The 21894-nt window shown below is 51.9% G+C and carries 17 protein-coding genes; 11 read left to right on the top strand and 6 right to left on the bottom strand.

The window, feature by feature from the left end; translation table 11 throughout:
* Positions 1-77: 77 nt before the first annotated feature.
* The 4 genes from F7231_RS15885 (at position 78) to F7231_RS15870 (ending at position 5526) form a co-directional block, all read left to right on the top strand.
* Entirely contained in the window at positions 78-1598 is a 1521-nt protein-coding gene (locus tag F7231_RS15885; RefSeq protein ID WP_310589334.1) for a capsule assembly Wzi family protein, read from the top strand.
* A gap of 208 nt (positions 1599-1806) precedes the next feature.
* A complete protein-coding gene (locus F7231_RS15880; RefSeq protein ID WP_310589333.1) occupies positions 1807-3132 on the top strand; it encodes a sugar transferase in 1326 nt (441 codons plus the stop codon).
* Between the two features lie 162 nt (positions 3133-3294).
* On the top strand, positions 3295-4551 hold the full coding sequence (locus tag F7231_RS15875; protein ID WP_166692589.1) for a serine hydrolase domain-containing protein: 1257 nt from the start codon (positions 3295-3297) through the stop codon (positions 4549-4551).
* A 36-nt stretch (positions 4552-4587) separates the two neighbouring features.
* A complete protein-coding gene (locus F7231_RS15870) occupies positions 4588-5526 on the top strand; it encodes an alpha/beta hydrolase (protein WP_166692587.1) in 939 nt (312 codons plus the stop codon).
* A gap of 53 nt (positions 5527-5579) precedes the next feature.
* Here the strand turns inward: F7231_RS15870 and F7231_RS15865 are convergent, their stop codons facing one another.
* Both F7231_RS15865 and F7231_RS15860 read right to left on the bottom strand, forming a co-directional pair.
* Positions 5580-6482, bottom strand: coding sequence for a prohibitin family protein (locus F7231_RS15865; RefSeq protein ID WP_166692585.1), 903 nt, complete (start codon positions 6480-6482; stop codon positions 5580-5582).
* A gap of 271 nt (positions 6483-6753) precedes the next feature.
* Complete coding sequence (locus F7231_RS15860) at positions 6754-7185, bottom strand: DUF1573 domain-containing protein (protein WP_085411230.1); 432 nt, start codon at positions 7183-7185, stop codon at positions 6754-6756.
* 302 nt (positions 7186-7487) lie between these two features.
* Between F7231_RS15860 and F7231_RS15855 the strand changes: the two genes are divergently transcribed.
* From F7231_RS15855 to F7231_RS15825, 7 genes are all read left to right on the top strand, one after another.
* Complete coding sequence (locus F7231_RS15855) at positions 7488-9896, top strand: alpha-ketoacid dehydrogenase subunit alpha/beta (protein WP_085411231.1); 2409 nt, start codon at positions 7488-7490, stop codon at positions 9894-9896.
* 104 nt (positions 9897-10000) lie between these two features.
* Positions 10001-11500, top strand: coding sequence for a 4Fe-4S dicluster domain-containing protein (locus F7231_RS15850; protein ID WP_166692583.1), 1500 nt, complete (start codon positions 10001-10003; stop codon positions 11498-11500).
* Between the two features lie 91 nt (positions 11501-11591).
* A complete protein-coding gene (locus F7231_RS15845) occupies positions 11592-12122 on the top strand; it encodes an NADH-quinone oxidoreductase subunit J family protein (RefSeq protein ID WP_166692582.1) in 531 nt (176 codons plus the stop codon).
* A gap of 74 nt (positions 12123-12196) precedes the next feature.
* Positions 12197-12508 (top strand): NADH-quinone oxidoreductase subunit NuoK, encoded by a 312-nt coding sequence (nuoK, locus tag F7231_RS15840; RefSeq protein WP_085411234.1) that lies wholly within the window; start codon positions 12197-12199, stop codon positions 12506-12508.
* Entirely contained in the window at positions 12505-13122 is a 618-nt protein-coding gene (locus F7231_RS15835; protein ID WP_085411235.1) for a 2OG-Fe(II) oxygenase, read from the top strand. The genes nuoK and F7231_RS15835 overlap by 4 nt, the downstream gene beginning before the upstream one ends.
* 116 nt (positions 13123-13238) lie before the next feature.
* Positions 13239-14723, top strand: coding sequence for a sulfatase (locus F7231_RS15830; RefSeq protein ID WP_166692581.1), 1485 nt, complete (start codon positions 13239-13241; stop codon positions 14721-14723).
* A gap of 194 nt (positions 14724-14917) precedes the next feature.
* Positions 14918-15814, top strand: a complete 897-nt coding sequence (locus F7231_RS15825) for an NAD-dependent epimerase/dehydratase family protein (protein WP_085415008.1) — start codon at positions 14918-14920, stop codon at positions 15812-15814.
* 6 nt (positions 15815-15820) lie between these two features.
* On the opposite strand, the gene F7231_RS15820 is transcribed toward F7231_RS15825, so the two are convergent.
* The 4 genes from F7231_RS15820 to recQ form a co-directional block, all read right to left on the bottom strand.
* On the bottom strand, positions 15821-16612 hold the full coding sequence (locus F7231_RS15820) for an SDR family NAD(P)-dependent oxidoreductase (protein ID WP_166692580.1): 792 nt from the start codon (positions 16610-16612) through the stop codon (positions 15821-15823).
* Between the two features lie 263 nt (positions 16613-16875).
* Positions 16876-18042 carry a PSP1 domain-containing protein gene (locus F7231_RS15815; RefSeq protein WP_166692579.1) on the bottom strand — a complete coding sequence of 389 codons (1167 nt, stop codon included), beginning with the start codon at positions 18040-18042 and terminating at the stop codon, positions 16876-16878.
* A 111-nt stretch (positions 18043-18153) separates the two neighbouring features.
* Entirely contained in the window at positions 18154-19437 is a 1284-nt protein-coding gene (gene purD, locus F7231_RS15810) for a phosphoribosylamine--glycine ligase (protein ID WP_166692578.1), read from the bottom strand.
* Between the two features lie 108 nt (positions 19438-19545).
* Positions 19546-21777: a DNA helicase RecQ gene (gene recQ / locus F7231_RS15805; RefSeq protein ID WP_166692577.1), complete on the bottom strand. Its 2232-nt coding sequence runs from the start codon at positions 21775-21777 to the stop codon at positions 19546-19548.
* Positions 21778-21894 lie beyond the last annotated feature (117 nt).

Below are 21894 nucleotides of genomic sequence, written 5' to 3'. Positions count from 1 at the left end.
TCGAAAGCAGGTGATGGTTAGGTACGTTTAGATTTGTACCGGACAGATTGCACACTGTTTCTTATCAGCTATCTCTGGTGAAACAATATATTTATTCAGCCTTACTACTTCTCGGAAGTTCACCGGTTATTGCGCAGGCACCAGCCGTCAGGACACCTAACTCATATCAGTTGGAGGCAGGTGCCATTTTATCAGCCTCCTCTAAAACGCCGTTTTGGCTACGGACTAACCAATATGGCTCTGTCCCCTACAACGCCCCTTCTGCTACCCTACGAGCCGGATTTAGCAGCGAGTACGATACGACAAGACGCCGGTTCGACATCGGTTACGGAGCCGACCTGGTTGCCAATGGCTCCACAAATACCAACTTCCCCCCTACACAGGTTGTATTGCTGCAACAAGCCTACATAAAAGCCCGATACGGTATTTTAGAAGCGTATGCAGGTAGACGACGCGAGGTGTTTGGACTAGTCGATACCTTGCTGACCTCAGGCTCGTACAGTTGGTCGGGTAATGCGCTACCTGTGCCCAAGATTCAAATCGGCATTCCCAGGTTTACGCCAATCGGCTTCACAAAAGGCTGGCTATCGGTAATGGGTACGTTCGCCCATGGCTGGTTAGGGGGCACTTATGTTCGGCATTCTTTTTTACATCAGAAGTCGCTGTTCTTTCGGGTTGGCAAAACACAGAGTACATTTAGGGCCTATGCAGGTGTCAATCATGATGTTGTCTGGGGTGGTGTAAGCCCCGAACTGGTAGGCACCGGCATCGTGACTTCAGAACGCCTACCAGCCAGTTTTCACGACTACCTTCTAGTTGTGTCGGGATTACGCACTGGTAGTCAGTCAATTATTCCAGTAGGCACTGACTTAACCGATTTCGACATCACTAACCGGATTGGGAACCACCTGGGATCGATCGATCTTGCATTGGATATTGATTTAAGAAGGCACTCCCTGTTTTTGTACCGACAGAACCCGTTCGATTCAGGAGCCCTGTTTTATTTGACGAGTATTGCCGATGGACTGAATGGAATCAGGCTTAGAAACCATAATCCTGAAGCACTTTTTCAGACTGTTCTGTTTGAATACCTGAACACCACCAATCAGGGAGGGCCTGAGTTTGTGATCGAAGATCCACAGCGGCGGGGTAAAGTAAACTACTTTAACAATGCCCAATTTCGGGACGGCTGGGCCTATCAGCGTCAAACGCTTGGTACCCCGTTCATCAATCCTGCTTATGATAGTAACGGACGTACCTCGTTTGGTGGTTTTACCGCCAATAATCGTGTTCAGGCCTGGCATCTGGGCGTTTCAGGTACGTTACCAATCCGCGCATCCTGGTTGAAGCAAGGGCCAACGTACCTGACCAAACTTTCATACAGCAATAATTTAGGCCTTTACGATGTTCCTTATGTACCATCAATCACGCAGTTCTCTGGCCTTTTTCAAGTGGCCGCTGCTATCCAGTCACAGGGTGGTGTAGGATCGGTTATCGATGGCACTGAGCTGATTGGCAGAGTAGCCGTCGATGTAGGCGGCTTGTACTCAACCAGTACAGGCATCTATCTCGGCATCCGTCGGAGTTGGCGCAGGTAATATCCTGGCCTAGTAGTCGAGCGGTACACAATGGTGCTACTCTTCCTGACAACGAATATATTTGTAACAGTCATGCAAGCCATTGCCTAACAAGACCGCTAGTTGTATTGTGCGATAACCTACCTTAACTCTTGACTCATAGTCGCCTGCAAGAATGAGGCACCGTTATTCCATACTTCTCTTCCCGTTACACGTCTTCTTTGACTTCGTGTGCTTAAACGCGTCCTTCGCTGGCGCGTATTGGTTGAGGTTTGGCGAGATAGATGGTGCTACTAAAGGTTCCTACCAGTCTTTGTGGATTGCTTCCAACGTAGTTTGGGCGCTGATCATCCTGGTGACCCGCCCCTACATTTTTCCGCGACAGTTATTCAAAGCAATTCCTTTGCTGAAGAAACTGATTTACCTCACTACGTTACACGCAGCCATTATTGCCTTATTTTGGTTCTTTGTTCAAGAAGCTAACTTTTCAAGAGGGCAACTAGCTTATACCTATGTTCTCTTTATACTTAGTGGGGGCTTATTTAGGCTAGGCGGTCTTCTTTTTTTGCAGGGTTACCGCGCTCGGGGGTATAACAACCGCAGATTTATAGTAGTTGGCTACGGGAAGCTGGCGCAGACGATTACAGATTTCTACAAAGTCCATCCTGAGATGGGCTTCAAGTTCCAAGGCTATTTTGATTGGCCGACCGAACAAAATAAAGGAGAGTTGACAGGTTCATACACGGACTTGACTGACTTTGTGCGCCGTGAGAAGATCGACTGCGTTTACTGCTGCTTACCCTACGTCGATAATACTCAATTAAAAGGCATCGTTGACCTATCTGAGTTTCTTGATTTTCAAGTGAAGCTGCTGGTCGACTTTAGGGGCTTTCTCACGAAAGGTGCCTCTATCGAATACCACGATTTCTTACCTGTACTAAACCTCTCCTCGCAGGAGCTCGATGATTTTCGAATTGCAATTCTTAAACGCTCGTTCGATGTCGCTTTCTCAACAGGCGTTTTGCTCATTGGATCACCCATATTTATCCTGGTTGCCTTAATCACTAAATTCACGTCTTCCGGACCAGTATTTTACCTTCAGGAGCGCATTGGCCATAAGGGCAAACCGTTCATGATCTACAAGTTCAGGAGCATGTACGTCGATGCTGAGAAGGCAGGTCCATCTCTATCGATGGGGCATGTCGACAACCGGATTACACCTTGGGGACGCTTTATGAGGCAGACTAGAATCGACGAAATTCCTCAGTTTCTAAACGTGCTGCTTGGTCATATGTCGGTGGTGGGCCCTCGCCCCGAACGGCAGTACTTTATTGATAAGATCATAGAAATTGCTCCCGAATATTCCGATCTGCTCAAGGTAAAACCTGGTATCACATCGATCGGGCAAATTCGCTTCGGGTACGCTGCCAGTGTTGACGAAATGGTTGAACGACTGCAGTTCGACCTGATTTACCCTAAGCGGCGTTCCCTGTCCCTTGACTTGTGGATTATTGCTCAGACACTGAGGGTAATGGCTCAGGGACGAGGCCGTTGAATCGCCTTTAGCCAATTTTTAATGTCATTTTATGGGTATTAGACGTTGATTGCCTGTAGTAGCAACGCTAAATTTACGACTCCACCCACTTATGAGTGGGTGATGAGTTATTCTCTTTACTTTTGATAGGTAGTAAACGCGTTGTGCGACTGGTTTGTGCTGATGAGATTGATGTTGCGTCGCTGGCTGATTAAGGCCCCCTTTTTATTCATATCACTTGCGTTTGGCATTTCGTGCGGACAGTCGGCTCAGTACAAGTCGAACCAATCGGTGGCGGAACTCAGGAATTGTGCCGAAGAGCAAATGCTATCGCCGACTCAGGAGGCTAGTTTACGCGCAGCCATAGGAGCCGATAGAAAAACTCAGCAAATCGAAGCTATCATTCAGCAGAAAGTACGCGGTGGCTTGAACGGTAACGTATTGGTTGCCCAGAAAGGCATCGTTCTCTATAAGCATTGCTTTGGACTGGCGCATTTTGAAAAGGATAGTCGCGATTCACTGGTCGAGCAATCCAAATTTCAACTGGCCTCACTCTCTAAGACCTTCACTGCCATAGCCGTCCTGAAATTGCAGGAGTCCGGCAAACTGGCCTTCACCGATTCTATTCAGCGTTTCTTCCCCGATTTCCCATATCACGGCATCAGTATTCGGGATCTGCTGAGTCACCGTAGCGGCTTGCCCAACTACGTGTATTCCTTCGACGACAGCATGAAGGTCAACTACTACCGTAAAGACCCAAAGCTACCCACCAACGCCGATGTGATGCACTGGTTCGCTACGGTAAAACCAACACCTCAACGATACAACGTACCTGGTCGTGGCTTCTCGTACAACAACACAAATTATATGGTGCTGGCCGCCATTGTGGAGAAGGTCACCAAACAGCCCTTCGACGATTACCTGCGCCGCACTATCTTTCTGCCCCTGGGTATGCACGACACCTATGTTGCTACCACTAAAAACGACTCGATCAATCTGTTTCGAACGGCAGGCTACCAGATGCACCGACGTATTCCGAAAGATTACTTCGATAATGTAGTAGGCGATAAGGGTGTTTATTCAACCATCGGCGATTTGTTCCGCTGGTATCGGGCGCTAAACGGTGATTGCCTATTGTCGAAGAAAACGCTGAGTGAGGCTTTCGTTCCGCGCAGTTTTGAACGAAAGGGACAACGGAATTACGGCTATGGTTTCCGGATACAGCTAGACGCCATGAATCAGCCTGAATTCATTTATCATACCGGCTGGTGGAAAGGATACAACACAATGTTCTGGTTCAGCCCGAAAGACGAATACGTCATTATCATCCTGGGTAACCGATTAAACTCCACAGTGTATCGCGTTCAGGAATTAATCGACATCCTGCACGGTAGCCCTAAACAGGGCGTTAACGATGTAAATGGAGAGGTAGAGATATAAAAGAAAGGGCTTTGTTCAACAACGAAGCCCTTTTTTATGAACCTGACTAATCAACTTCGGCTCCTGGCCATTTTTCTCCTTCCTATGACTGCTATGGCTCAGGAGGTACTGCCTCTTTGGCCTGCCAACAGCATGCCGAATGTGCTGGCAAGCGCTCAATCGACTACTATTACCGAAAAAAGCACAGTCGGCGGCGGTATTCTCCGTATTAGCGACGTAGTAACCCCAACCCTGACAGTATACCCAGCAAAAGGCCAGGTAGCGGGCATTGCCCCCGGCAGCGCGGTCATGGTTTGTCCGGGAGGTGGTTATTCCATTTTGGCGGCCGAACACGAAGGCTCTGACATTGCCAAGTGGTTCTCCGAACGGGGTATCACTGCATTTGTTTTAAAATACAGGTTACCCGATACACGCCTCCAGCAAACGCCTCACGAAGCCCCCCTATCTGATGCCATGCAAGGCATGCGATTGATTCGGCAACAGGCGGCACGGTACAATGTTGATCCAAACCGGATCGGCGTCATGGGTTTTTCGGCAGGGGGGCATCTGGCCGCTACCTTATCGACTCACTACGACAAAGGAGCGAAGGCTGATCCGATGGCCAAGCCTAATTTCTCGATTCTGATGTATCCGGTGATCACCTTTGGCGATAAAGCACATGCAGGCTCGCGTACCAAACTGCTGGGTACGTTAGCAACTGACCCTACCTGGGTTGAGTATTATTCAAATGAAAAACAAGTGTCGGCTGGTACACCTCCAACGTTTCTCGTTCATTCGATGGATGACAAAACCGTTCCTGTGGAGAATAGCATTAACTACTACCTGGCCTGTCTTCAGCAGAAAGTTTCGGCCGAGATGCACTTGTATCCGACCGGCGGGCATGGCTTTGCTCTCCGCACCAAAGCAGGCGAATCAGTAGCGACCTGGCCTGCTGCACTTGAAAGCTGGCTAAAGCAATTGCCTGTGCGAAAATAAAAGGGCAATTGGTTGGCCCGCTGTCGCCCAGGCAATAGTGGGCCAACCAATTGTTAATTATTCAATAACATAGGTACGTTACCACGGCTACCCATAATTACGATCTTGGCATTGGGTGAGGCAGCCAGCGCCTTCTGCGCTAAGATTTGCTCATATTGCAATTGCCGGTCACTTAGTCCTGTCGATAGGATCTTTTGATAATCGGCAATACCCTGTGCCTCAACGCGCTTACGTTCGGCCTCTTGCTTCTCTTTCTGCAGTACAAACTGCATCTTCTGCGCTTCCTGCTCGGCACTAATCTTCGACTCGATGGTCAGTTTTACTGAAGTCGGCAGGTTAATTTTTCGGATCAGGAGCTGCTCGAGCAAAAGACCACGCTTCCTAAAATCAGCCTCTATGCTTTTGTAGATTCTATTTTGGAACTCATCACGGCGGGTCGAGTATAACGCAACCGCATCATAGTAAACGGCATTATCCCGAATTCGGGTACGTGTTATAGGCCGAACGATCTTATCGTTGTAGTCGGTGCCAATCTCACGGTAAATGCGGGGGGCGTCGGCCGCTACCAGGCGGTAAAGCACCGTCAGGTCAACCACAACCTCGAGTCCATCGGCAGTAAGCACGCGAATAGCGTCGTCGCCTCGCTTTTCACCTTCATCGGTATCGGCCGACATAGTATAGTTCTGCGTTTTTACATCGAACTCGGTAACGCTGGCTAATGGGTTTACGAAATTCAGGCCAGGTGACAGGACGATATCAGTCACTTTACCAAAGAGTGATACAATGCCTACTTGCCCGGCATCGATCTGGCGGATGCTGGCCGTTAGCATTCCCAGAAAAACCAGAATTACGCCCACGACCTTGACAGGCCGGGCATAGTGCGAAAACGAAAGTGATGGTGTATTGATAGCAAAGCCGGCGATAAGCAGGGCTAGGCCAATAACAATGAAAAACATAGTTTTTATCGTGGTTAAGAACGCATCAAACGTAGTCAATTTCAGTGCCTTGTGTTCGCCTCCGGGAAGAGCGGATACGGGCCTATAGTATCGGTCGCCAGGCGGGACCAACAAAAAAGCACCCGGTACACTACCGGATGCTTTTCAGGTACTACTTGATCAATTAACCCTTCAGTAAAAGAGTTTAAAAGAAGTCTAAAGTCAATGAGGCTTTATCCTCGACAAGCAGGATCGTATTACCGAATTCTCAGACTTGCGACTTAGCACTAGTTTATTTTGTTCCTTTCTTTTTGCTGGCTGGATTGGCCTGCGCCGCAGCAGCAGCTGCTTCTTTCGATACTACCTCGCCTTTCAGGGTCAGGTAAACCGTTGATGTCTTGGCATTGCTGGTCACCGTAACTGTCTTGTTGAATGGGCCGGGGCTAGCAGCATTAAATGTTGCTGACACCTGGCCTGACTGGCCTGGCGCAACTGGCTCTTTAGACCATGATGGCTTGGTGCAGCCACACGAAGCGGTAGCATCTGTTACCACGATAGGGGCAGTACCTGTATTCTTGAAGGTGAATACGTAAGTTACGGGCTTACCTTGCTCAACTTTGCCGAAGTCATGGGCTTCCTTAGCGAAGGTTGCAACTCCGTCCTGGGCGAAGCTAACACTGACAAAGGCAAAAAGAGCTACGAAAAGTGATAATGCGGTTTTCATTGCTTATTCAGATATTGGTTTGGTTGTCTGGTAGATTCAGATGCTAAAACAAATATACCACAAACGGTTTGCCAAAGACTGTTTGGCGGCTGTGGTTTCAACAAAGAAATCGAAAAAATCGTTTTTTTGATCGATGGGTTCCTTTGCTGTACTTTTACTTCGTAAGGCTTTTTTAATCCCTGCCCAGTACTTCGTTAGAGTTACAGCAGCAATCAGGGTTTAAAATTGACCGTTGTTTTTTTCTCTCATTGACACACCACTTCATCACTTAAAGATTTTGACCATTAACCTGTGCCCATGCTGTGATTGCAAATGAAACCCTTCGCACAACGGACGCTCTGAACCGGGAAACTATCCTGGCCGATTACCGATTAGCCTGTGAGAGCCGACAGGTCAGCCTGTTAGGCCGTAAAGACGTGATGGGTGGGCGTGCTAAATTCGGCATCTTCGGTGATGGTAAAGAGTTAGCTCAGTTAGCGGCCGCCCACGCTTTTCAACGGGGTGACTTCCGCTCTGGTTATTACCGTGATCAGACCTTTGTGGCTGCCCTGGGCGAGCTGCGCTGGTCCGAATTCTTTGCGCAACTCTACGCCCATACCGATCCGGCTCACGACCCAAATACAGCCGGCCGGTCAATGAATGGGCATTTTGCTACACGCTGGCTCGACGAGCAGGGCCACTGGCGTAATCAGACGGACTTGTTCAACTCCGCCTGCGACATTGCGCCAACGGCTGGACAGATTCCGCGTTCTGTTGGCTTGGCCTACGCCTCTAAACTGTATCGACACAACCCCGGACTAGCTAATATCACCCAATTCTCGCGGCAAGGAAACGAGATAACGTTTGCCAATATTGGCGACGCCTCTACCTCACAGGGCATGTTTTGGGAAACACTGAACGCCGCGGCTGTGCTGCAAGTACCGCTACTTGTATCTGTCTGGGACGATGGCTATGGCATTTCAGTGCCCATTGACCTCCAGACCACAAAAGGCAGTATCTCTAAAGCTCTGGCCGGTTTTCAACGCGACGAGCATGACAAAGGCTTTGCCATTTTCACGGTAAAAGGCTGGGATTACGCCGCATTGGTTGATACTTATGAAAAAGCGTCTCATATCTGCCGCACAGAACACGTACCTGTGCTGGTGCATGTGCAGGAACTGACGCAGCCACAGGGTCACTCAACATCGGGTTCGCACGAACGATATAAACCCACCGAACGACTGGCCTGGGAACGTGAACATGACTGTAACAAGCAGTTCCGCGCCTGGATTCTTGCCAATGACTTCGCCACCGAGGATGAGTTGATCGCTTTGGAGAAGGAAGCTCTTGCCGCAGCCCGCGAAGCACGCAATGCGGCCTGGAAAGCGTTTCAAAACTCGATGGCCGGTGATCAGACCGAGGTACTGGATTTACTCCAGCAAGCAGCCCGTAATCATCCGAAATCGGCCGACATTATGGGCATTCGGATGGAATTGCAGCAGACAGTGACGCCACTCTACCGCGACTCCGTCTCTGCTGTTCGGAAAGCTCTTCGGTTACTTCGTACCGATCAGGGGCAGGGTAAGCAGGCACTGGTTCGCTGGCTCGGCAAGGTAAAAGAACAACACAATGACCGCTTCAGCTCACATCTATATAGCCAGTCTGACGAGTCGCCACTGCGGGTGACGCCGGTACCGGCGCAGTATTCCGACGAAAGTCCGATGCTCGACGGCTATCTGATTATGCAGCGCTATTTTGATAGTCTGTTTGGGCGCGAACCCCGGGCAGTAGCTATTGGCGAAGACGTTGGCCATATTGGCGATGTAAACCAGGGATTTGCCGGCCTTCAGGAAAAGTATGGCCACCTGCGCATCACTGACACCGGGATTCGTGAAACAACCATTATTGGTCAGGGCATTGGCTTAGCGATGCGGGGACTACGGCCTATTGTGGAGATTCAGTATTTCGACTATATCTTCTACGCCCTCGCTACGTTGACCGATGATCTGGCCACGCTGCAGTACCGCACCAAAGGCGGGCAAAAAGCACCGGTCATCATCCGCACGCGGGGCCACCGCTTGGAAGGCATCTGGCACTCCGGCTCGCCTATGGGTGCGATGCTCAACAGCCTGCGCGGCATCCACGTATTGGTACCACGCAACATGGTGCAGGCGGCTGGTTTTTATAACACGCTGATCAAGAGCGATGACCCGGCGCTGCTGGTCGAATGCCTGAATGGCTACCGGCTCAAAGAACGGCTACCCGATAACATTGCTGAGTTCTGCCTGCCGCTGGGTACGCCCGAAATTTTGCAGGAAGGCTCTGACATAACGGTTGTTACCTACGGATCGATGTGCCGGATTGTCCTGGAAGCGGCCGCTCAGCTAGCCGAAACGGGTATTTCGGTAGAAGTCATTGATGTTCAGACCCTGTTACCCTTCGACCTGACGGGTACTATCATTGAATCGATTAAAAAGACTAATCGCGTGCTGTTTGCCGATGAAGATTTCCCCGGTGGAGCATCGGCCTATATGCTTCAGCAGGTGCTGGATCAGCAAGATGGGTATCGCTACCTCGACTCGGCGCCACGGACGTTAACGGCTAAAGCACACCGCCCGCCCTATGGTTCAGATGGTGATTATTTCTCGAAACCGTCGACCGACGATGTGTTTGAATCCGTTTACGCGCTGATGCACGAAGCCGAACCAAACCGGTTTCCGGCATTGTATTAATGGGTATAGATGCAATGAGAGGCTATATGCTTGGAGCTGTGCCTGCCAACTCTCCCGATCAGGACATTCGCATAGCCACTCATTGCTCATTCACCCATTGACGCATGTCTTACTTCTCTGATATACGTGACGGCATCCGCACCACGCTGAAGGGCCTGAGCCTGACAGTACGGCACTTGCGTAACGCCACGCATCGTCGCCAGCCTATGGGTGTGGCCGACGACACCTATTTCGATTTGACTGATGGGCTGGTTACGCTGCAATATCCGCACGAGCAACTGCCCATTCCCGACAACGGCCGGTATCGCCTTCATAACGAAATAGACGATTGCATTGTCTGCGATAAGTGTGCGAAGGTCTGCCCCGTTGACTGTATTACGATTGATCCCATTAAGGCAACGGAAGAAGTAGGCCGCGCCTCCGACGGATCGCCTATCCGGTTGTATGCGGCCCAGTTCGACATTGACATGGCTAAGTGTTGCTACTGCGGTTTATGTACAGCCGTATGCCCCACCGAATGCCTGACAATGGAAAAGAAGTTCGACTTCAGCACCTTCGAGCTGGGCGATCTGACCTACGAATTTGCCAACCTCACGACTGAACAGGCTAACGAAAAGCGGGCGTTGTATGAGCAGTTCGTTCAGGAGAAAGAAGCCGCTAAGCGCAGTAAGCAAGAACAGCCTGCTGTTGCGCCTGCGGCAACTGAGACCGCAGCGGAGCCTGCAAAACCCAAACCAGTGTTCCGTCCGGGTATGAAACCGGCAGCAAAGCCCGCTACAGCCCCGGCAGCAGAGCCGGCTATGCCTACGACTACGGGTGAGTCGGTAGCTGAACCAGCCAAGGCGGACGTACCTGCCGAGCCGACCGTACCGGAGACTGCCCCGGCAGCAGCTACACCACCCAAGCCGCGGCCTGTGTTCCGGCCCGGCATGAAACCAGCCGCGAAAGCAGCTACGCCAACTCTACCGGCCGAAACCGGCAATTCAACAGAAGGTAGCCAGCTACATCCATTAACCGACCCCGCTCCCGACCAGGCTGAGGCGATTGCGATGGAGGGCGTTGCTGAACAACCACATGTTACGGAGCCGCTAACCACTGCTGAAAAAGATGTACCTACCTCATCGGAGGTTTTATCGGCTACGCCCAAAAAGACAGCACCCTTCCGGCCCACTATGAAGCCAGCTTCTCCGCCAGCCGCTTCGACGCCTGTTACACCGCCCGTTACGGAGTCGAACGTACCAGACGCAGCGCCAGCTGAGCCAAAACCGAAGCCCGCGTTCAGACCGTCGATGAAGCCAGCCGCCCCAAAGCCGGTTGCCGATAGCGATGCGTCGACAGCAACGCCCGAAACGCCACCGGTTGCCGGACCACCGGTTGCCGATGTCGAGGTTACGCCCGCCGCAAAACCAAAGCCCGCTTTTCGGCCCACCATGAAGCCGGCTGCCAAGCCGGTTGTTCCAGAAGAGGATTTAGGTATGTTGCCTGCTGCGACGCAACCTTCAACTGATCCTGCGTCAACCGAGCCCCCAGCCCCGGCTGAGCCGGAGGTCGTTAAGCCAAAACCGGCATTTCGGCCTACGATGAAGCCAAAATCACAGGAATAGTCGAAATTTGAGCGGTATTGTTTTTTTGCGACTGCGCGCTGCAGGTCGACGCGCAGCCGGTCAATAGTACACTTTAAACTCACCAGTTCAGTTGATTCAGGTCGCTTTTTTCTCGTTTGTTGCCTTGACGCTGGCGAGCGCCGTAGGCCTGTTGTTGACCCGGAATGTACTGTATTCGGCGTATCTGCTGCTGTTGAGCCTGCTGGGTGTAGCGGCACTGTTTGTATTCGCAGGGGCCGACTTTCTGGCAGTTTCACAACTGGTTGTCTACGTCGGGGGTGTTTTGGTGCTAGTGCTGTTCGGGGTTATGCTAACGAACAAACCGGCATCCGCAACCGGCGACGAGTCGCCGGTAAGTGAGCGATCGAACAGCATTTTAACAGAAAGCCGCCGTCCCTGGCTGGCCTTGCTGCTAGCCGGTGGTTTATTTTTTGGACTGAGCCGACTGCTGATTAATGCCCATTTTGTTGTTTTTGATCGACCCGCCTCAACGGCCCCAACTACCGTCGATGTAATCGGTCGTCAATTGATGACTGAGTATGTGCTCGCCTTCGAAATCATTAGTATCCTGCTGCTCGTTGCTCTGGTTGGCAGCGGGTATCTGGCGAAACTCAAGAAATAAATGAGTGTCGATGTGTTATGTTTCCCCGGTTAACGTACCTGAGCTAAACACATTGACGCTTGATCCCCACTAATATGGAACCTCAATCATCTGGCATCCTTCTTTTGGTAGCGGCCGCACTGTTCAGTATCGGGCTCGCGGTGGTGCTCACCAAACGGCACGCCGTGGTGGTACTGATGGGCATTGAACTGATGCTCAATGCTGTCAACCTGAACCTGGTAGCGTTTAGCCAATACGACCCCGACCGGTTGCAGGGGCAGTTGTTTAGCCTGTTTGTGATCGTGGTGGCCGCTGCCGAAGCCGCCGTAGCCCTGTCGATGATCATTCAGGTATACCGTCATTTCAAAACGGTTCGCCTCGATGAGCTGACCGATTTGCAGCAATGAGAGATACCGAGGCCTTATTTGAATCGCTCATCGATGGTATCCTGGAGAAGGGGTACGGCGTTGCCGATGCATTTCTGCTGCCCGATGAAGTAACCGCCCTGCGGACCCGATTATGGGAACGGCAGGCGGCGGGGCAGTTTCGCGAAGCAGGCATCGGCAACGGACAGGCAGCAGTGGAAAAAGCCATTCGGGGCGACGAAATTCTGTGGCTCGATACCACTACGGCAACTCCCGAAGAAGCAACCTTTCTGAACCAGATCGACCAGTTTATCGGGTACGTTAACCGCACCTGCTACCTCGGCCTCCGCGACAGCGAACTGCATTATGCCCGTTACCCTGTGGGTACGTTCTACAAACGCCACCTCGACCGGTTCAGAGCCGACTCGCGTCGCAGGCTTTCAATAATTTGCTACCTCAATGACAACTGGCAACCTACCGATGGTGGTCAGCTGGCCGTTTACCTGCCTCAACCCGATGGTAGTGAACACACTACGCTGATTGCCCCAGTAGGCGGGCGGTTAGTCTGCTTCGACAGCGGTTTACTTGAGCATGAAGTACTCCCCCCCGCCAACCGCGATCGGCTAAGCATTACGGGCTGGCTTCGAACGGCTTGATTGGTCAGGAATCTAGACTTGACTCTTATTGAGCTGAAGCCCGCGTTATGCGCTGTGCTTTTGCCCGGTAAATGTGGTAGCTTCGATCGTTAATAGCCACCTAAACGTTTGCCGCTATGAAACCACTAGGCCGTCGACTAGGTACGTCGAGCTATTTTCTTGTTCTCAGTTGTTGTCTGTTGGCTTTTCTGTTTGTGATGGCAACGAGCAGGCCCGCCACACCGCCGGTAGCTGCCCCGCCGAAATACAATGTGCTGTTTATCATCTCCGATGATTTACGGCCGGAATTGGGTGCTTACGGCGTTTCGATGATCCAGACGCCCAACATCGACCAAATTGCAGCGCGCAGTACCCGGTTCGACAACGCCTATGCCCAATACCCGGTTTGTAACCCGTCGCGTACCTCATTTCTGACAGGCCGTTACCCCACGCAAACGGGCGTGATGAACAACAACGATTATTTTCGGCTCACGCACCCGGAGTTTGTGACGTTACCGCAGCATTTCAAACAAAACGGCTACGTAACCCTGCGCTCCGGTAAGATATTCCACGGGGGCATTGACGATCAGGTTTCGTGGACCGAAGGCGGTGAACCAACCAACCCCGGCATTACCGAACGCGGTAAGGCCGCTTCCCGGCCGGCTGTTGAGAGAACAGACGAGCCCGATAATGAGCCCGCCGACAAACCGCTGAGCAAGGCCGCCGCTTCTGACCGAATCATTGTGTTGCCCGGCAATGGTGAGAATCACGGCGATTACAAAACCGCTAGTCGCGCCATCGATTTTATGGGCAAGTATAAAGACCAGCCCTTTTTTCTGGCCGTTGGATTCGTGAAACCGCATAGCCCACCCACCGCCCCGAAGCGTTTTTTCGATCTGTACGATGTCAACAAAATGGAACTGCCCGTCGATTTCGGCACTACGCCGAAAGCCCCAGTGGGCTTCCCTCCTATTTCGATTTCGCGCACAAACAGCGATTTGTTTATTGGTCGGGAGTCAACGCCCGAGCTATCGCGGGAGATGAAACGGGCTTACTACGCCTCAACCAGTTTTATGGATGCGCAGGTGGGGCGGGTACTGGGCGCGCTGGAACGCAACAGGCTGCAGAATAATACCATCGTTGTTTTCTTCGGCGATCACGGCTACCACCTCGGCGAAAAAGGCAAGTGGTCGAAAGCCTATTCACTCTACGAACTTGGTCTGCGCGTGCCGCTACTTATTGCCATGCCCAAAGGAAAAGGACAGCACAGTACACAGGTTGTGCAGTTGCTGGACCTATACCCAACACTGGCAGACTTGTGTGGCTTGCCCAAACCAACGGCTATTGAGGGGCATAGCCTGGCGCCATTGCTGAAGAAAACCGATAGCCAATGGGATTTCCCGGCCTACAGTGTAACGGCCGTGCAGAACAAATTAGGTAAGTCGGTGCGTACCAAGCGCTGGCATTATGTGGAGTGGGAAGAAGGCAAAGCCGGTTCCATGTTGTTTGAACACCCCAACGATCCCCACGAACTGAAAAATCTGGCTACCGACGCGGCCTACAGCGGCACCGTTCAGGAAATGAAGCAACTCCTGAACCAGATGCCAACCGCGGGTAAGTGAGCTGCCAAACCTGGCTGCTCTTTCTACAGCGACGGGTAAACAGTTCATGTAGGTCCGTTTGCAGGTATTATTCTTCGGAATGAGCCTTAGATTTGTTTAGCTAGCTAAGGGCGATTTATTGCTCCGGCTACTTGATAGTGCCCAACCAGTCGGGCAACGAATTATCAGTACAAACCAGCAAATACACAGCTAACATGCGACTATTTTTTACGGGCGGATCAGGAAAAGCGGGCAAGCATGTGATTCCTTACCTGCTCGATCAGGGCCATAAAGTGATGAATGTTGACCTGACGCCCTCACATCACCCCGGCGTCGATAATCTGATCGCCGACATCACGGATTCCGGCCAGATGTTCAACGCCATGAGTTCGTATGCCGGTCTGGATGAACTGGAGGCAGGCAATGGCGTGCCGAAGTTCGATGCGGTCGTTCATTTTGCGGCTGTGCCCCGCATTCTGATCAAACCTGATAACGAAACGTTTCGGGTCAACACCATCGGCACCTACAACGTGATCGAAGCGGCTGTTAAGCTTGGCATCAAAAAAATCATCATTGCTTCGTCGGAAACTACCTACGGCATCTGCTTTTCAGATGGCCAAACCGACCCTACCTCGTTGCCGCTGGACGAAGAATATGACGTTGACCCCATGGATAGCTACGGGCTGTCGAAGGTTGTCAACGAAAAAACGGCACGCAGTTTTCAGCGACGGTCAGGGTTCGATATCTACGCCCTTCGTATTGGCAACGTAATTGAACCCCACGAATATGCCGAGTTGTTTCCGCATTATTTCAGGCATCCGGAAGTGCGCCGCCGCAATGCCTTTTGTTACATAGATGCCCGCGATCTGGGGCAGATCGTCGATTTGTGTTTGCAGAAAGACGACCTCGGCTATCAGGTCTTCAACGCAGGTAATGACCATAACGGAGCCATTATTCCTACTAAGGAGTTGGCTGCTACCTTCTTTCCCAATGTGCCCATTACCCGTGAGTTAGGGGAGCATGAAGCCCTCTTTTCCAACAAGAAAATCCGTGACGTGCTGGGGTTCAACGAACAGCACAACTGGCGGAAGTATGTGAGCGGTGAGTTATGAGGGCACTTATTGGGTTACCCAGCCGCCATCGATGGAAAAGCAGGCGCCCGTGACGTAACTCGAGGACCGGCTGGCCAGGTACAGCGCAAGGCCACCGATCTCGTGCAGTTCACCCCACCGCCCCATCGGAATTTTGTCGATGAAAGCCTGGTATTTTTCAGGATCATTCAGCAGCGGGAGGTTTATGTCTGTCGCAAACGGACCGGGCAGGATGGCGTTGACATTGATGCCCGCTTTGACCACTTCCATAGCCAGCGAACGGGTTAGTTGCAGAATAGCCCCTTTGCTGGTTGTGTAGGGTGTGCGCTCGGGAATGGCTGTCAGCGCCAGCATCGAGCCCATGTTGATGATGCGGCCGTAGCCATGCTTCTTCATTACCGGCACCACCGCGCGGCAAGCCAGCCAGGTGCCGGTGACGTTGACCTGCTGCACCCGCGTGAACTCATCGAGCGACAGGTTTTCTATAGCTCCCCGAATGTTAATCCCCGCCGAATTGACCAGGATATCGACTTTTCCAAACCGATCGACGGTATGGGCTACAGCAGCCTCAACGCTTTTTTCATCAGTTACGTCGCAAACCGTACTGATACACTCAATTCCGTAGAGCGATTTGAGCTTTTCCACCGCCTGCCGATTGGCCTCCTCATCACGGGCGGCAATGACGATAGTAGCCCCCGCCTCAGCCAGTGCCTGTGCCATAGCCAGGCCCAGTCCGCGATTACCACCACTTATCAAGGCCGTTTGGCCGTGCAACTTAAACAGGTCTAAAATGCTGTGTTCCGCCGAAGGTTGCTTCATCGCTACGAGTTAGGGTCAGATTGGTTACGCAATGTCGACAAAGCGGTTGAATACCTCAGGGTTGAATATCGGCTTGTGCGAATTGATCATCAAAGGTAAGCAGAGCCGTTTCCGAAGATACGCCTGTCGTGTACTGCTGACTTGTTTTTCTCTTTTTTGAGCCAGGGCATCATGCCTGTTGTAGTAAACCACGACGTAGATACCAAAAAAAGGCCCCTGATTTATCCTCAGGGGCCTTTTTAATAAATTAATGCGCAGGTACGTTACCGCTTCTTTTTCTTTTTACCGCTACCGCCGCCACCTCGAATCGCGTATTTCTTGTCGAGTTGCGTTAGATCAGCGTTGAGGGCGGCGAGGGGAACAATTTCCTTCTCACCAACGGGCGTCAGCACATCGAACGATTCGGGAATGACGCCCTGCTTATTCAGCGCTACGATCTCGATAACCCGTTTGATCGGCAGCGGATGCCAGGTGCTTTCTGAGCTGTAGCCGAACCACATGATCTTGCGGAAGATGTCTGTCTTCTGCAAGAACGCACGGCCTTTCTGCGTTTCCAGTGGTTTTTCTACCGTCGGAATATCGCGCAGCGCGTCTACATACGTATCGAGTTCGTAGTTGAGGCAGCACTTCAGTCGCCCGCACTGACCCGATAACTTGGCCGGGTTGAGCGACAGGTTCTGGTACCGTGCCGCCGACGTTGTGATATTCTTGAAGTCGGTGAGCCAGGTAGAACAGCACAGTTCACGACCGCACGAGCCGATGCCACCAATACGCCCCGCCTCTTGCCGTAAACTTATTTGCCGCATCTCGACGCGCACCTTGAACTCACCCGCCAGCATCTTGATCAGCTCCCGGAAATCGACGCGCTCTTCTGACGAGTAATAAAACGTCGCCTTCGTGTTGTCAGACTGGAATTCCACATCCGACAGTTTCATGTGCAGCTTCAGCTCGCGCACGATCTCGCGGGCCCGGTACAGGCTCGGCAAGTCGCGCAACACAGCCTGCTCGTGCTTTTCCAGATCGCGGGCCGTAGCCAGGCGGTGGATCGCCTTGGTATCGTCGTTGATTTGAACGTGCTTCCGTTTCAGTTGCAGCCGCACGAGGTCGCCCTGCATCGACACGGCACCGAGGTGGTAGCCTGAGGTCATTTCGCAGACCACATAATCGCCCGTTGTCAGGTCGAGGTTATGGACATTCCGGTAGTATTCCTTCCGGCCCCCTTTAAATTTCACTTCAACAACCCCGTAGGCCGGACCGGCAATCGGCGTCATGTCGCTTAGCCAGTCGAATGAATTCAGTTTATTGCAGCCTCCGGATGAGCAGCCCCCGCTCGAACAACCCGCCGTTTTGGTAGCCACGTCGGCCCCGCCACTATCGGCTGTTTTCGCTTTAGACCCACACCCGCCAACCGCACAGGATTGACATCCCATGGTTTATATTCAGTTGACAGTTTCAGGGATCAGGTTTCCGGTCTCGAGTGCTTCGCTTACCAAAAGGTAACTAATCGAAGCACTTGAGACCGGAAACCTGATCCCTGAAACTCAATCCTGGTACCGGAGTAAATCCAGCCCTATATCTTTTCGGAAGTACTTTCCGTCATAACTCACCGTCCGGGCCGCTTCCTGCGATTTTCGGACGGCATTTTCGAGCGAGTTTGCCAGGGCCGTTATGGCCAGCACCCGCCCACCGTTGGTCACTACCGAGCCATTTTGGCTGGTTGTTCCCGCGTGAAAAGCCGTAACATCGTCCAGTTGGTCGAGGTCAGTAATGGGCTTCCCCTTTTCGTACACGTCAGGGTAGCCTCCCGCAACCAGTACTGTTGTTACGGCGGTTTGTGGTGACACCTGCATCGTTATCTTATCCAACTCCCCATCGGCCGTTGCCACCAGCAAGTCAACCAGATCGGTCTGAATGCGAGGCAACACGACTTCTGTTTCGGGGTCGCCCATCCGGGCGTTGTATTCGATGACGACGGGTTCGCCTTTCACGTTCATCAACCCAATAAAAATAAAGCCCTTGTAGACAATTCCTTCCTCCTGAAGGCCTGCCAGCGTAGGCTTCACAACACGTTCTTCTACTTTTTGGAGAAACGTTTTAGTAGCAAACACAACCGGCGATACGGCACCCATACCCCCTGTATTCGGACCGGTATCGCCTTCACCGATACGCTTGTAATCTTTGGCTTCGGGTAGAATTTTGTAGTTCACCCCATCTGTCAACACAAAAACCGAGAGCTCGATTCCCCGCAAAAACTGCTCGATGACCACCCGATGCCCCGCCTCGCCAAACCGGCCGCCGAGCATCTCACGCAATGTATCCTTAGCCTCCTGAACCGTTTCGGCAATAATCACGCCTTTTCCAGCCGCCAATCCATCCGCCTTCAAAACGATGGGCAGCGAATGACTTTCCAGATACGCCAGCCCTTCCTCGATGGTCTCGTCGGTAAACGTTTGCGACGAGGCCGTGGGTACGTTGTACTGCGCCATAAACCGCTTGGAGAAATCTTTACTTCCTTCCAGCTGGGCCCCCTGCGCGTCGGGACCAACAATGCGCAATGAGGCTATATCGGGCTGCTTGCGTAGGTAATCAACTACGCCCTTTACCAGCGGCTCTTCAGGGCCAACCAGTAACAAATCAATCTGGTGGGTACGTATCGCCTCGGCAATGGCGGTAAAATCTGAATAACCGAACGGCAAATTAGTGGCGACCTTTGCCGTACCAGCATTGCCAGGGGCTACGAAAAGAGTATCGCACAACGGACTCTGTGTCAGTTTCCACGCAAAGGCATGTTCCCTTCCGCCCGAGCCAAGTATAAGTATATTCATTTTAAGGTTTGACGTTCGATGTTTGAGGTTTGACGTCGCGCTGCTGTGGTACCGAAAGCTGAACCGGCAAAGCAACGGCAAACGTTAAACGCCAAACAGCAAACTTTTTTAATTGGCTACTTCCGAGAGGAATTTGATACGCATAAGGCGTAGTTCCTGTTCGGTGAAATCATCACTATCAAATTCTTTTAACGCTACAGCAATATTGTCGGTATCGGCCCGCATAAAATACTCGAAGATCTCTTCCTGCCGGTCTTCATCAATGATCTGATCGATGTAGTAGTCGAGGTTCAGGCGAGTACCCGAGTAGCAAATGTGTTCTACCTCTTCGACCAGGTCGACCAGGGTGAGGCCCTTGGCTTCGGCGATTTCTTCGAGGTCTACTTTCCGGTCGATCTGCTGGATAATGTAGATTTTGATCTTCGATTTGTTCACCGTCGATTTTACTACCACATCTTTATCCGTCTCGATCTCGTTTTCGTCGACGTACTTCGCAATTAAGTCGATGAAGGGCTTGCCGAATTTCTGCACCTTGCCCATGCCCACGCCGTTGATCTGGGCCATCTCCTCCCGCGTAACGGGGTAGGTGGTCGCCATCTCTTCCATCGAGGGGTCCTGGAAGATAACGTAGGGCGGCAGGTTCTTTTCTTTGGCGATCTTCTTCCGAAGGGCTTTCAGCAGACCCAGCAGCTCTTCATCGTAAGCATTTCCGCCGCTGGCAGCCTGGGCGGCCGCATCATCGGCCTCCTCCTTGGCGTCGGCGGTTTGCTGCTCGTAGTCGTGGTCCTGCGAAAGCATCACCGGATACGGGTCTTCAATGTAGTTGAGGCCCTTCTGCGTCAGGCGGAGTACACCGTAGTTGTCGACATCCTTCTCCAGAAAGCCCAGAATGGTGATCTGCTTGATCAGCGAGCACCAGATGTTGCAGTCTTCGCTAAACGATTTGCCTTTGCCATATAGCTCCAGTTTATCGTGTTCGTAGCTGGTCACGTACTGGTTATCGGTGGCCGTCAGCACATCAGCCAGGTGGCTCACATCGAAGCGCTGATCGGTCTGCAACACAGTTTGCAGAGCCATCACGATTTCGGACTGCGCCTTGAACTTGGGCGTTGGTTTCAGGCAGTTGTCGCAGAAACCACAGTCTTTTTCGACATATTCGCCAAAGTACCCCAGCAGCTGCCGACGCCGGCACGTACCCAGGTTCGAGTACGACACCATTTCAGAAAGCAGGTGCTTGGCGTTGTCGCGTTCGGTGACGGGTTTGTCTTTGTTGAACTTCTCCAGCTTCAGAATGTCGTCGTAGCTGTAGAACATCACGCAGTTGCCTTCCAGCCCGTCGCGACCGGCGCGGCCTGTTTCCTGATAATATCCTTCGAGCGATTTGGGCGCGTCGTAGTGGATTACAAACCGAACGTCGGGCTTGTCGATACCCATACCGAAGGCAATGGTAGCGCACACCACATCAACTTCCTCGTTCAGAAACGCATCCTGGTTATTCATCCGCGTTTGCGGGTCGAGGCCAGCGTGGTAGGGCAGCGCCTTCACGTCGTTGACGCGCAGCAGTTCGGCAATATCTTCAGCCGTTTTCCGGCTCAGGCAGTACACAATGCCCGATTTGCCTTTGTTCTGCTTCACGTACTTGATCAGCGCCTTTTTGGCATCCACCTTTGGCTTGATCTCGTAGTACAGATTCTTACGGTTGAACGACGTCTTGTACACATCGGCGTCTTCCATATTCAGGTTCTTCTGAATATCGATCTGCACTTTGGGCGTAGCCGTTGCCGTGAGGGCAATGACGGGTAGCCCCATGCGGCCGGAGTGGTGGCCGATGTTATCGACGATGCCCCGTATTTTTCGGTATTCGGGCCGAAAATCGTGGCCCCATTCCGAGATACAGTGTGCCTCATCAATGGCGACAAACGAGATGACAGCCTTCTTCAGAAAGTCAAGGTTCTCTTCCTTGGTCAGCGACTCGGGAGCAATATAGAGCAGCTTGAGGGTTCCGTTGAGGGTATCTTTCTTTACCTTCGTCATCTCGGCTTTCGAGAGTGTCGAGTTCAGAAACTGCGCGTTGATCCCAAATGCATTAAGTTGATCGACCTGGTTTTTCATCAGTGCGATCAGCGGTGAGATGACGATAGCGGTGCCTTCGGAAGCAATAGCCGGCAACTGATAACACAGCGATTTACCTGCCCCCGTGGGCATGATGACAAACGTGTTGCGGCCTGCCAAAATATTGTGAATAATTGCTTCCTGGTCTCCCCGAAACTGGCCGAACCCGAATATTTCTTTTAATCGCTCCTTTAGGGTTGTTTGAACGGAATTGTCAATCTGGATCATGGTACGCTACTACGGAAGGTGAATGGAGCCTGCGTGAGTATCTATCTTTGCAAGTGTGACGGTGGTATTTTCTAAATATGACGAAACCTATATTTAGTAAGCTTAGTCTATGTTCTA

It is taken from the genome of Fibrivirga algicola (assembly GCF_011742925.1).
In the GTDB taxonomy this organism is placed as follows: Bacteria; Bacteroidota; Bacteroidia; order Cytophagales; family Spirosomataceae; genus Fibrella; species Fibrella algicola.
Note: the sequence above shows the minus strand (reverse complement) of the source record. Positions and strands in the feature narration are given on the sequence as shown.

Coding starts and splice junctions, on each gene's coding strand:
- F7231_RS15875 (WP_166692589.1), top strand. CDS start 3,295: ATGAGATTGATGTTGCGTCGCTGGCTGATTAAGGCCCCCTTTTTATTC.
- F7231_RS15870 (WP_166692587.1), top strand. CDS start 4,588: ATGAACCTGACTAATCAACTTCGGCTCCTGGCCATTTTTCTCCTTCCT.
- F7231_RS15865 (WP_166692585.1), bottom strand. CDS start 6,482: ATGTTTTTCATTGTTATTGGCCTAGCCCTGCTTATCGCCGGCTTTGCT.
- F7231_RS15860 (WP_085411230.1), bottom strand. CDS start 7,185: ATGAAAACCGCATTATCACTTTTCGTAGCTCTTTTTGCCTTTGTCAGT.
- F7231_RS15850 (WP_166692583.1), top strand. CDS start 10,001: ATGTCTTACTTCTCTGATATACGTGACGGCATCCGCACCACGCTGAAG.
- nuoK (WP_085411234.1), top strand. CDS start 12,197: ATGGAACCTCAATCATCTGGCATCCTTCTTTTGGTAGCGGCCGCACTG.
- F7231_RS15835 (WP_085411235.1), top strand. CDS start 12,505: ATGAGAGATACCGAGGCCTTATTTGAATCGCTCATCGATGGTATCCTG.
- F7231_RS15830 (WP_166692581.1), top strand. CDS start 13,239: ATGAAACCACTAGGCCGTCGACTAGGTACGTCGAGCTATTTTCTTGTT.
- F7231_RS15825 (WP_085415008.1), top strand. CDS start 14,918: ATGCGACTATTTTTTACGGGCGGATCAGGAAAAGCGGGCAAGCATGTG.
- F7231_RS15820 (WP_166692580.1), bottom strand. CDS start 16,612: ATGAAGCAACCTTCGGCGGAACACAGCATTTTAGACCTGTTTAAGTTG.
- F7231_RS15815 (WP_166692579.1), bottom strand. CDS start 18,042: ATGGGATGTCAATCCTGTGCGGTTGGCGGGTGTGGGTCTAAAGCGAAA.
- purD (WP_166692578.1), bottom strand. CDS start 19,437: ATGAATATACTTATACTTGGCTCGGGCGGAAGGGAACATGCCTTTGCG.
- recQ (WP_166692577.1), bottom strand. CDS start 21,777: ATGATCCAGATTGACAATTCCGTTCAAACAACCCTAAAGGAGCGATTA.